The sequence below is a fragment of the Iodobacter fluviatilis genome, assembly GCF_900451195.1.
Taxonomy (GTDB): Bacteria; Pseudomonadota; Gammaproteobacteria; order Burkholderiales; family Chitinibacteraceae; genus Iodobacter; species Iodobacter fluviatilis.
In genome coordinates this window covers 965610-977996 of sequence record NZ_UGHR01000001.1, presented here as the reverse complement: position 1 = coordinate 977996, position 12387 = coordinate 965610, and the positions used below count along the sequence as shown (strand labels likewise).

General features: G+C 48.4%; 9 protein-coding genes. 5 read left to right on the top strand and 4 right to left on the bottom strand.

The window, feature by feature from the left end:
- The first annotated feature begins 682 nt into the window (after positions 1-682).
- The gene (gene rarD / locus DYD62_RS04340) at positions 683-1591 is read left to right on the top strand and encodes an EamA family transporter RarD (protein ID WP_115226229.1); all 909 of its coding nucleotides are present in this window, start codon (positions 683-685) and stop codon (positions 1589-1591) included.
- A gap of 241 nt (positions 1592-1832) precedes the next feature.
- Complete coding sequence (locus DYD62_RS04335) at positions 1833-4652, top strand: IPT/TIG domain-containing protein (RefSeq protein ID WP_115226228.1); 2820 nt, start codon at positions 1833-1835, stop codon at positions 4650-4652.
- A 31-nt stretch (positions 4653-4683) separates the two neighbouring features.
- Here the strand turns inward: DYD62_RS04335 and DYD62_RS04330 are convergent, their stop codons facing one another.
- Entirely contained in the window at positions 4684-5247 is a 564-nt protein-coding gene (locus DYD62_RS04330; protein WP_115226227.1) for a PEP-CTERM sorting domain-containing protein, read from the bottom strand.
- A gap of 311 nt (positions 5248-5558) precedes the next feature.
- Between DYD62_RS04330 and DYD62_RS04325 the strand changes: the two genes are divergently transcribed.
- The 3 genes from DYD62_RS04325 (at position 5559) to DYD62_RS04315 (ending at position 8251) form a co-directional block, all read left to right on the top strand.
- Entirely contained in the window at positions 5559-5936 is a 378-nt protein-coding gene (locus tag DYD62_RS04325) for a hypothetical protein (protein WP_115226226.1), read from the top strand.
- 152 nt (positions 5937-6088) lie between these two features.
- On the top strand, positions 6089-7663 hold the full coding sequence (locus tag DYD62_RS04320) for an ABC transporter substrate-binding protein (protein ID WP_115226225.1): 1575 nt from the start codon (positions 6089-6091) through the stop codon (positions 7661-7663).
- A 141-nt stretch (positions 7664-7804) separates the two neighbouring features.
- Entirely contained in the window at positions 7805-8251 is a 447-nt protein-coding gene (locus DYD62_RS04315) for a hypothetical protein (protein ID WP_115226224.1), read from the top strand.
- On the opposite strand, the gene DYD62_RS04310 is transcribed toward DYD62_RS04315, so the two are convergent.
- The 3 genes from DYD62_RS04310 to selD form a co-directional block, all read right to left on the bottom strand.
- Entirely contained in the window at positions 8248-9033 is a 786-nt protein-coding gene (locus DYD62_RS04310) for a ferritin-like domain-containing protein (RefSeq protein ID WP_115226223.1), read from the bottom strand. The genes DYD62_RS04315 and DYD62_RS04310 overlap by 4 nt on opposite strands.
- A 258-nt stretch (positions 9034-9291) precedes the next feature.
- Positions 9292-10608 (bottom strand): NAD(P)/FAD-dependent oxidoreductase, encoded by a 1317-nt coding sequence (locus DYD62_RS04305; RefSeq protein WP_115226222.1) that lies wholly within the window; start codon positions 10606-10608, stop codon positions 9292-9294.
- A gap of 618 nt (positions 10609-11226) precedes the next feature.
- The gene (selD, locus tag DYD62_RS04300) at positions 11227-12264 is read right to left on the bottom strand and encodes a selenide, water dikinase SelD (RefSeq protein WP_115226221.1); all 1038 of its coding nucleotides are present in this window, start codon (positions 12262-12264) and stop codon (positions 11227-11229) included.
- Positions 12265-12387 lie beyond the last annotated feature (123 nt).

Sequence of the window (12387 nt, the reverse complement as noted above, 5' to 3'; positions counted from 1 at the left end):
TTTTTAATCAATATTTTTTGCAAACAGTCTTTTTACAAATAAATGACAAATAATGCAGGTCATTATATAAAAATAAGGGAGTACATGATTAATGATTCTGAATAAAATTTGACTAAAATCTGGAATCGCCCCTAGCTCTTTATATAATTGCAAATTCCTCAACACAGCAGGATGCCACAGACGAAATGATTCGTCATGTAAAAAAAGGCGCTAAACATTCAATAAAAACCGACCTTTTGCCAAGCTTTGCCTTCCCTTGCAGCTACTTGACAAAACAAGTGACACAGAAATGAGCGATTCAATTTCACTCTATATCGGTTTTATTTATTTTTCCAGTTTGTAAATAAGAATTTACTCAAGAATCGGTTTATTTTTTGCAAAAAACGGTCACATTATTTTTATCAATGATGAGCATTCACATAAAAAACATTCACCAATATAATCGGCAAACGGCCTGCTTATTCATGCAAAAACCTGGCGCGCATTATATATGAAGCTTCTTTCTATTTAAAAGGAGGGATAACAGACACTGCTCACCCCTCATGACAAATGGTATTATCTGCAGTGTTTTTCACAGGATCAGCCCGGCCATTGGTGATCCTCTCAGAAAAACCAAGAGGCGATTTATTCCCTATTTCAAAAAACACAGCAAACATCCATTTCCACTGCAAAAAGATCATCCATGCTTTCTGGCCAAGGTTTATTTCTCTCCCTCATCGCCTCGCTGGTTTTCTCTGTATTAGGCTGGTACAGCACTCAGCTTACCCCTCTTCAAGGCTTAGACATTTTTGCCTGGCGCGTAGTCTGGACAGTACCAGCCATGTTGCTGCTTTTAGCCCTGCTAAAACACGGGAAGAAAATGCGCAGCACCTTGCAGCGCTTCAGACACGAACCGATTCTTTGGCTGGCTCTTCCTGTCAATGCGCTTTTGCTGGCCATACAGCAACTGATGTTTATGTGGGCTCCCTTAGAAGGACGCCTGCAAGAAGTATCACTCGGTTATTTTCTATTACCACTTGTGATGGTGCTGGTCGGTTTTTTTATTTACAAAGAACGCCCCAGCAAATTGCAATGGCTGGCTGTTTTTTTTGCTCTAATCGGTGTAATGCATGAATTATGGCTGACGCGCGCTTTTTCTTGGGTGACTTTAGTAACCGCGCTTGGCTACCCGCCTTATTTAATGATACGCCGCGCCTTGCATCTCGACCCATTCAGTGGTTTTTTAATTGAAACCTTATTTATTTTACCCGTTGCAGCGCTCATGATTTATCTGCACCCTGCTGCAACAGATGCCCTGCACACAACGCCCATGCTTTGGGTTTTATTACCCTGCCTTGGCATCATGACGGCCACCGCCTTTGTTTGTTATTTAATGGCCAGTAAATTGCTGACAATTGGCCTACTTGGTATTTTGGGCTATGTTGAACCGGTTTTACTCTTTTTTATCTCGCTGTTTGTACTTGGAGAGCCCTTCAGTGCCGCAGGATTAGGTACCTATATTCCAATCTGGCTGGGTATTATGCTGACCTGCTGGCAAAGCGCACATACCCTGCATCAGCAAAAAAAAGCCGGTATTAACATCCGTGCTTAGGTCACAAAAACTGCCGCCTAGTGAGCGGGAATAAAACAGAATCATTTTTTCATTCAATCTACAGATCAAATTTGGATAAAACCATATTGCGTCTGTTTAAATCCAATATATTAGGAAATACTTACGTAGTACGTGTTACATAAACAATTGTTTGATTTGCATAGAATCCAGGCCACTCATTCGGCATACGAAATCATCCCTGATCGACTGAGCCCATTTTAAATACGCCTCAGGATTCTCTGTGTTTTCAAGCATTGCAAAACTCGCCCCCAAACAAACTATCCGGTCACTTTTCAGCGTAAGCCTTGTGCTGACAATCAGCGCATGTGGCGGTGGAGGGGGCGGCAATGATGCGCCGGTCAATCCCGGCACACCGGGCAATTCTACGGGGCTGGTCGGCACTACTCCCCCCCCTGTCATCCCCGTACTGCCCCCTGCATCACCTTTTAGTATCGATACCATCAGCCCCCTTGAAGCGGGCGAAGGTGTCACGATTATGATCAGAGGGCTTGGCCTAGCTCAGGTCAAAAAAGTATTAATTGATCAGGCAGAGCTGCCATTTAAAGTGATTTCCGACCAGCAAATTGAAGCCACCATTACTTCTGAAGCCCAATCAGGCGTAGTCACGCTGCAAAAAGAGGGCGCAGTGGTTCAGTCTGCCCAAAAAATCACCATAGCAGGTCCTGGGGTGGACACGCTTTCAAGCACAGAACTGAATACCGGCGATACGCTGGTGCTGAGTGGCAAGCAATTAAATCAGGTAAAAAGTATTCGTCTGGGCGGCGTGATTCTGCCTAAGGTCAGCCAGACTAATAATCAATATATCGTTAGCATCCCTGCAAGCGCCCGCTCAGGTTTTATCAGCCTTGAAGACAAAAACGGCGACATGATCACTCTGGCACAAGCCATTCAAATCTGGCAAACCGTTGCCCAGCCTGCTTTGCTACCGGCCGCGGGCTTACCCGGACAAACCATCAGTCTGCAAGGCCAGGGGATTGAGCAAATTGAACAAGTTATATTTGCCAATAAGCAAACAGCGGTTATTCGCAGCCGAAGCGAAGGCCAGCTTAGCGTAAGCGTTCCTGACAATGCACAGAGCGGCCCGATCACACTGCAGTGGGGGAAACGCAGTTTACAAAGTAATACCCGCTTTGAGGTTACGCCCTTAGTCAGCGTCAGTGCCATGAGCCCATTAAGCGGCCAGGCGGACAGCCAAATTACACTTTCAGGCCAAGGCTTAGACACCGTTACGAGTGTGAGCGTGGCAGGCATCAGCGCTAAAATCATCAGCAAAACGCCCACACAGCTGCTGGTGCAAATCCCTGCAAATGGCAATGGAGAAGTGCTATTAAAATCGGGCACGCAAACGGTATCTGCCGGCAACTTTAAATTAGTTGTTCTTCCGCCAACCGTAGTGCCTCCGGTGAAGCCAACCATTAATTTAGAAAGCGTAGCCGTAGTACAAAACTACTCACAATTAGTGGGAGAAACCTACCAGCGACTGGTGCCAGGCAAAACAACGATTGTTCGTGCCAGCCTTACCACCAGCGCCAATAAGCTGAGCAGCCCGCGTGTTTTCCTGAGTGCCACACTGAATGGCGTTTCTCAAGGCCAGCCATTAGAAATGATCGGGCCAGCGGTTGTTCCTTCATCTGTTGCCCGCAATCAGCTTGATCAAAGTTTTAATGTAAAACTGCCTGAAAAATGGATCAAACAGGGGCTGAACCTTCGGGTAGACGTCGATCCTGATCAAAAAGTAAGCAATGGCTCCAGCAAAAGCATCAGCCCGGCCGTTGGCCTAGCCACTAATATGGATCTGGTACTGGTGCCCTTACAAATTAATAACGATGGCAAGGGCAACCGCATCAGCGCCAAAGCGCCTGATGAGGCCTCTGTGCGGCAAATGCTGAGCAGATTGTTCCCGCTTGCGGGCAGCTCGCTCAAAATCAGCTTTCGCAGCCCTTATACGCTGACCACCGTGAGCTCCACCACAGAAATGAAAAGCATTGATGAAGCCAACACAGGCTCGCCAGGCTGGAACCGTGCTCTTTCAGAGCTCAGCCAATTGCGTATCAAAGAAGGCAGTGGCCGTCACTATTATGGCCTTGTGCCAGACCCCAAATTTAGCGGCGGCATTGCAGGGCTTGGTTATGTCAATCCAACCAGCTCAAGCAATGCAAACACCACGGCCATTGGCCTTGATGCAAATTACGATGAAGATTTAACCACCATGGGCCATGAGCTTGGGCACAATCTGAGCAGACCCCACGCACCTTGCGGTGGCGTAGGCAACCCGGACCGCAGCTTCCCTTATGCGGGTGGCAAAATTGGCGACACACTACCGTTTGATCCAATCAGCAATCGCCTGCTCACACTGGATGAAAATAGTAATTCAGACATCATGGGCTATTGCAATGGCAGCTGGTTCTCTGACTTCAATTATGCAAAGGTTCAGGAATTCCTGGAGCAGCATAACTACGCGCTTGCACCCATGGCAGCGGGATATTCTCTCCCCATGAATCTGATGGATATTTCTGGCAGCATCAGCGCAACAGGCGTGAGCTTTGATCCGATCAACCTTCGCAGCGGCAATACCAAAGCGGTTACTCAGGGCGATTACGAGCTGCATTTAATGCAAAGCAATGGCAAGGCGATTGTTCAGCGCTTTAACCCGGTTGAAGTCGCCGATGCCAAAGGCGCTGTCATGCACTTTTTTGTCAGCATCCCCCAAACAGGCGCTTTAACAGGCATAGAGGTCTGGCATAAAGGCAAGAAAATCGGCAGCCAGCAAAGCCAGACACGGGCTGGTGCAGTGGCCGGAAACCCAAGCGGAGCAAAAGTACAGTGGCAGGAAATATCAGGTAAATTAGTGATGAACTGGGATAACAAGCGCTACCCGTATTTGAGCGTGATGCACCTTGGGCTATCCCGTCAGCTGCTTGCTCATCAGGTGCAAGGCGGAAAAATAGCGATTGATCTGGCAGGCATTCCTGCTGGGGGGCAATTTGAACTATCGCTGTCTGATGGTTTAAACCCACGTTTAATTCGAATTCAGCGCTAAAAAAAATGGCCGGTTTTAAACCGGCCATTTTTCATTTATCTGCTTTACGTCTTCTGGCGGCCAGTAATCCCAGCACGCCCATCCCCATCAGGGCATAGATTTCCGGCTCTGGTACTGCAGCAATATGAATATTATCAATGGCAGAATATGCAACGCCCGTTTCGGAAGTAAGCACAATCTTGCTTAAACCCGCCCAGTTAAACACCGCATGCGTAGGAGCCGTTGTGCTTGAAAAAACATCCTGAGTAAAAGTCAGCGTATCGCCCACATAGCCCTGAAAACGCGTAATGCCAGCTTCATAACCTTTAGTGACATAAAGATCAAGCAGCGTAAATGCTGTATCACCGGAAAAAGAAGCCGCAGAGCCACCCTCGTTGTAAGCAATATTGGGGCCGGAAACCACAGCGGCCTCAAAGCCAGAGCCCGGAATATACGCCCCGGCTAAAGAAGCAAAATTAGACCAGTTAAAGCCCGCATAGCCATTTGTAATCGCGACACTATCTGGCCCCAGCGTATCAAAATCAATCAGCTGAGCGCTCACAGGTGCAGATAATACAAATATGCTGGCTAGTGCAAAAGATTTAAAAGTATTCATGGCCCCTCCAGGAGATTACGCTTATATATTTATAAAGTTACATATAAATATAAAATCAATTACTAGCATTGAAATATCATAGCCAGCAATTCATTTAATTCCGTCTGAATTTATATATTCAAATATAAGCAATGACTCATGCAAGCAAAAAACCAATTTATGACAGAACATTAAAAAAACAAAAAATGCTAAGCAAACTAAATGTTTGCTCAAAGTACCGGGTGGTCTTTTTCCCCTCAGGTACTTTGCCGCACGCAGCCATCCTGCCATTCTTTTATGATTAGCCGGTTCACACTGACATGGCACAAATTATGAGACGTTTTACCCTGCTAAGCCTGCTGCTGAGCCTTGCTCATCCATGCTTTGCCAGCCAGTGGCAGGAATTAGGCAATACACCCAATGGCAATCTGATTTCTGTACTTGATACCCAAATTCGTAAAGGTGACATTATCACCACCCGTATCCGAAATGATTTATCCGAGCCTAAGCAAACGGAAAATGGCCATATCACCCGCATTGAGGCCGATTTACAAATTAATTGCAGTAAAAAAACAGTATCCCCGATTCGAACCTTTTTATTTGATGATCAGGGCAGCACAGAACTTTCTGTGAATTTGCGTGGCGGGCGGGATTTTATCAAAAAGAACGAAGATAGCTCTTTTGGTTTGGCCATAAAGGAGCTGTGCTAAAAAACATGCGCAGTAAGTTTATTGATTGTGAGTCGAAATAATTGGTTAGAGTCAAAAAAGCTTTTTTTAACTAACGATATGCAAAAAAAGCTATTTTTAAACCATAGATAGCACGGTATTATCTAAGAATCGCAACACATCGAGAATCTGCCATGCGTTTGATTTCATCGCTTTTTGTTTTACTCTGGGCTGTTACCGCAGAAGCCAAGCCGCTCACGGTATGCACCGAAGCCAGCCCGGATGGCTTTGATGTTGTGCAATATAATTCACTGACCACGACCAACGCATCAGCTGACGTCTTGTTTAATCGCCTGATTGATTATGATGCCGCCACCGGTAAGCTGGTGCCCAGCCTTGCTGAGAAATGGGAAATCAGCCCAGATGGCCTGAGCTATACCTTTACCTTAAAAAAGAATGTCTCCTTTCATAGCACCGATTACTTTAAACCTACACGCCCGCTGAATGCCGACGATGTAGTATTTACCTTTAACCGCATGCTGGACAGCAATCACCCATGGCATAAGAGTGCCGCAAATGGCTATCCGCACGCGCAAACTTTTCAATTGCCCAAACATATCAAGGCCGTTAAAAAAATGGATGCGCAAACGGTGCGCTTTGAATTAAACGCACCCGAAGCCACTTTCTCTGCCTTACTCACCATGGGCTTTGCCTCGATTTACTCTGCCGAATATGCCCATCAATTACTGGCAGCAGGCAAAACCGGTGATTTAAATACTAAACCAATCGGCACAGGGCCTTTTGTATTAAAAAGCTATCAAAAAGACAGCACCATTCGCTTTGATGTTTCTGCACAATACTTTGGCAATAAACCTAAAATCGATAAATTGATTTATGCCATCACCCCTGATGCCAGTGTGCGGGTGCAAAAATTAAAAGCAGGTGAATGCCAGATTGCGCTTTCACCCAAGCCACAGGATGTATTGGCGGCAAGGCAGGATAAAAGCATACAAGTGATAGAAACCCCTGCATTTTCTACCGCCTTTATTGCTTTTAACAGCCAGCACAAGCCTTTTGATAATATAAAAGTGCGCCAGGCACTTAATTATGCCTTTGATAAAAAAGCTTATCTGAAGCAGGTTTTTGACGGTACAGCCACCGCAGCAGATGGCCCTTATCCGCCCAATACTTGGAGCTATATCAACTTAGAGGATTATAAATATGACCCCGCTAAAGCAAAGCAATTGCTGGCGGAAGCAGGGTTTCCCAATGGCTTTTCCACCACCATCTGGATACGCCCGGCGGGTAGCACGCTTAATCCAAATCCAAGGGCTGGCGGGGAATTACTGCAGGCTGATTTGGCCAAAATTGGTGTAAAAGCCGAGCTAAAAGTGATTGAATGGGGCGAGTTAATTAAACGCGCCAAGGCCGGCGAGCACGATCTCTTATTTATGGGCTGGAGTGGCGATAATGGTGACCCGGATAATTTCTTAACACCGCAATTTGCCTGCTCATCGTTGGAATCAGGGCTGAACTTTGCCCGCTATTGCGACCCGCAACTGGATAAGCTCATTAGCAATGGCAAAAAAATAGCCGATCAAGCGGCAAGAGCAAGGCTTTATGAAACAGCGCAAAAAATAATTCATGATCAGGCATTGTGGATTCCATTAGCGCATCCCATTGCCGCTGTGCTGACTAAACCCAATATCAGCGGCTATAAAATCAATCCATTCAGCCGCCAGGATTTTAGTAATGTGATTGTGAAGTAAATCATCTGATATCAATAAGGGCGATTAATACTCATTAAAACAGAGTTTTAACCGCCCATATTTTTTTGGATGAAAAATATGAGCGCCGGATGCTTGGTCTATAAAGACGAATAGCAGCTATCTGGAATGGGGTATAGCCCAATGGCATTACTATTATTTGGCAGTTTGCTGATTGTATTTGGCCTGCTTGCGGCTTGCCTCTTACTGATCGCCCCCCTCGGCATTCTTGAAATCACGCCGGGAATAGGGCTTTGGCTCTTGTTTCCTGTCTTTAGTATTGGCGGGTATTTTCTGCTGACGCTCACACCCCGCTTTGCAAAACTGCGGCTGCTGGCCTGGTTTTTATCCAGCTTACTGCTTTTACTGGCTGCAGCTGCAGCCGCCGAATTAATGCTCTATGCCAGCACGCTGATGCAGCCTACGGGCAGCACGCTAATCTTGTGGTATGTATTAGTCATTGCAGGTGGCTTGGGTATAGTGGCAACCGGGGCTTTTGATCTTAAAAAACTCATCCCCAAACTACGGCGCAGCAAGCCTGAGCCGCCTCCACCACCGCCCGCCCCTGTCAGCGCAAAACCCAAACATTAATCCGCGGACTGTAACGCCGACAACTCGGCCTCACTAAAACCGGCAGCCCTGCGAGCGTCTAAATTAAATGGCCCACGCTGTTTGGCTGCTTGATATTGCAAGGCCAACTGCTCATAAGCCACGATCGTGTCTAAACCCCGCTCTTCACACAGCGCCCTGTACCAGCGATTGCCAATGGCCACATGGCCCACTTCATCCCGTAAAATAATATCCAGGATTGCTGCGCCTGCTTTATCGCCACAATGCCTGAGCCGGTCACGAATTTGCGGCGTCACATCCAGACCACGCGCCTCAAGCGTTCGCGGCACCAGCGCAAGCCTTGCCAGCAAATCATCACGCGTTCTTTCTGCCATATCCCATAAACCGTTATGCGCCGTAAAATCGCCATAGGCATAGCCCAGCGTTAACAGATGGTTTTGCAACAGCTCAAAATGATAAGCCTCTTCGCGGGCTACTTTCAGCCAGTCTCGGTAAAAGTCTTCGGGCTGTCCGGCAAAGCGCCACAAAATATCGAGCGCCAGATTAATAGCATTAAATTCAATATGCGCCAGCGCATGGATCAAAGCAGCATGCCCTTCTGGCGTACTGATTTTACGACGCGGCACATCCATAGGCGGCACTAAAGGCGGGCGATCGCTCAAGCCCGGCGTTTGTTCAGTACTGATAATGTGTTCATCACAAGCAAGAGGGTGCTGATCTTCAATAGCACGCACAAGGGCGATTTTTTCCTGGTGACTGGCCATTTGCAGCGCGAGCAAGGCTTGGTGACGGATGGATTTCATGGCGGGTAACTGCAAGCAAAAGACGTATTCTGGTCAGTCGGGCGGGGCTTGGCAAATAGATCGTCTGTGCGCCAGCTCTGAAAAAGATCTGTAGACACAGAGATCAGCACGTGTAAGTTGGGTTATCGGTCTGCGTGTGCGGTTGATCTCACGCAGCGATTTATCGCGTAACCCAACGTTCTTTCGAGTGTTGGGTTAGCTTATTTACATAGCTAACAACAGCAATGTAAATAAGCTAACCGCAACCTACATTTATACTTAATGCAGCTTAATTCTTGGCTTGCTCACACGATCAATGTATTCGCCCCATGTGGCCAGCCAAGTTTTAAACCAGCCATTCACCGCAACCTGATGCTTTTTATAAAGTGACCAGTACATCATTTTGGCAAACTGGCCCTCAATAAATACGCTGCCCCGGGCGATGCCGCCCATTAAGCTGCCCACGGTGCTGTATTCCCCCAGGGAAACCAGCGAGCCGTAATCCTGATATTTAAACTCTGGCAAAGGCTTACCCGCCAAATACAAAGGAATACTTTTCGCCAGCAACATCGCCTGCTGATGCGCGGATTGAGCACGCGGCGGCACCGTGGCTCCTGCATCGCCAAGCGGGCAGGCCGCACAATCACCCAGAGCAAAAATACTTGGGTCACGCGAAGTTTGTAATGTGCGGCTGACGACCAGCTGATTCAGGCGATTGCTCTCCAACCCGGCGATCTCTTTAAGGAAATCTGCCGCTTTAATCCCCGCAGCCCACACGACCAGATCGCTAGGGATAAACTTACCCGAAGCCATTTTTACCCCTGCGGCAGACACATCGACCACCCGCTCATTGGCATGAATTTCCACCGCCATTTTGCGCAGCTCAAGTGCCACGGCATCTGATAAACGCTCTGGCAGAGCCGACAATAATCTGGGTGCAGCATCCACGATCACAATTTTTAAATCGCGCTCAGGGTGGATATTGGCAAAGCCAAAGCTACTCATAATGCGCGTCGCCATATGCAGCTCGGCAGATAGCTCGACCCCAGTTGCGCCGCCACCAATAATGGTCACGGTAAAACGCCCTTCACCCGCCTGTTTACGCCTTGCTTGCGCACGTAAACAGCTATTAATAAAACGTTTATTAAAGCGCTCTGCGGCCTCTGGGGTATCGAGCATAATGGCGTGGTTTGCCACACCCGGCGTGCCAAAATCATTGGTCTGGCTGCCCAGCGCCATCACCAAAGCATCATAAGCAATGGTTTGCTCAGGCACTAGCTCGCTACCGTCTTCCTCATCTAGCGTAGGGGCCAGCACCACTTGCTTAGTTTCTCTATCCAGCCCTGTCATACGACCTAAGCGAAAATCAAAATGGTGCCAGCGGGCCAGCGCGATATATTCCAGCTCGTCGGCATGGCTATCTAAAGTACCTGCCGCCACCTGATGCAAGAGCGGCTTCCAGATATGAGTGCGTGCTGCATCGATCAAGGTGATATGCGCTTTTCCTTTACGGCCCAGCTTTTCACCCAATTTAACCGCCAGCTCTAAACCACCAGCCCCTCCTCCTACAATTACGATGCGCTGCAATGCAGTCATAGCCATCCTCCCCCGTTGATTAACTGCCCTTATTATGCGTGAAGCTGTCATGAAAAGGGCATGTAAAACAACCATTTAAAGATGCTTGATTACACGGATGGAATACGCTACTTACAAGCGCCAACTAACCCTCGCGCCCTGCCCCCATGTGCGCTAAGCAAAGTCAAAAAGGCCTTTTTAGTGCCTTCGGCACGTTGATTTAGGTGCGGTTAGCCACCGCGGGGCCTTCCTTTCTTGCTTCGCCAAGAAACGAAGCCAAAGAAGGCGACCCCACGAAACACGAAGGCCCCTGCGCTGCGGACAATCGGGTCGGCGGCGGGCGGGATTGGCTCGCTGCCTCGCTCCCTGGCCGAAACCCCGCCCCGCTTGTTCCTCGCTCCGGCGTGTTTCAAGGGGACTATAAAAAGCCCTATGTAAAGAGCGTGGTTGTTATGTTTTTTCGCTGTTCGCTAATAAAAAAACCATTTGGTTAGCACATAGCCCCTAACCCCTTTCCACTAAAGAGAGGGAAGCTAAAAATAGATACCCATAAAAAAAACTGATTATTCTCTTGGTTTTCTCCGTGTCCTCTGTGCTCTCTGCGGTTCAAGATTTGGGTTTTGTTCAAATAATTGAAACCTAAGCCACCAGCACCCTCGCCTCACCCTCAGCAAGCTGCCCAATCACCGCTGCCTGTGCAAAACCTTGTGCCTTAAATAGCGCCATGACTTCATCCACGGTTTCAGCAGAGCAGGCCACCAGCAAGCCGCCGGAGGTTTGCGCGTCGGCCATGATGCGCTGCTGCCAATCCGGCACCTGCTCGGCAAAATCTACGTCCTGCCCAAAGCTAGCCAAATTACGCTCTATCGCACCGGGGCCTATGCCTTGCTGGGCAAAGCCAACGGCGGCAGAAAGCAGCGGTAAATCATTGGCAAGCACATTCGCCGTCAGCTTGGCGCCTCGGCAAACTTCTAACAGGTGGCCAAGTAGGCCAAAACCGGTTACATCGGTCAGGGCATGCACGCCGGCCAATTTAGCCAAATCACTGCCGACCATATTGAGCTGGGTGGTGGTATCAATCAGCTGCTGATAGCCAGCATCATCCAGCAGGCCTTTTTTCATGGCCGTACCTAAGATGCCGATACCCAGCGGCTTGCCTAAGATCAGCACATCGCCTGCTTTGGCATCGCTATTTTTTTTAAGCTGCTTAGGATGCACCAAGCCCATTGCCACTAGGCCATAGATAGGCTCGGGTGCGTCGATCGAATGCCCGCCTGCAATCGGAATACCCGCTGCAGCACAAACCGCAGCACCACCGGCTAGGATTTGCTGGATATCTTCGATCGGCAACAGATTGACTGGCATGCCGACAATCGCCAAAGCCATAATCGGCGTGCCGCCCATGGCGTAAATATCAGAAATCGCATTGGTGGCGGCGATACGGCCAAAATCAAAGGCATCATCCACAATCGGCATAAAGAAATCAGTGGTGGCCACTAGCGCCTGCTCGTCGTTGAGCCAATATACAGCGGCATCGTCCGAGGTTTCAGTGCCCACTAAAAGCTTGGGGAAGATGGCCGCTGCGGGTAGTTTTGACAGCATTTCTGATAAAACGGCCGGGGCGATTTTGCAGCCGCAGCCGCCGCCATGCGATAAAGACGTTAACTTTGTGCTCATTAAATACTCCTGAACAAATATTTATGGCCTACCTTAGCAGCCTGCCCTTACTTTGACGAGCGCGGGATAGCTGCAGTAAGCGCGGATTTATCCACGGCTCTGGCACGGGCGTGGGACAATTCA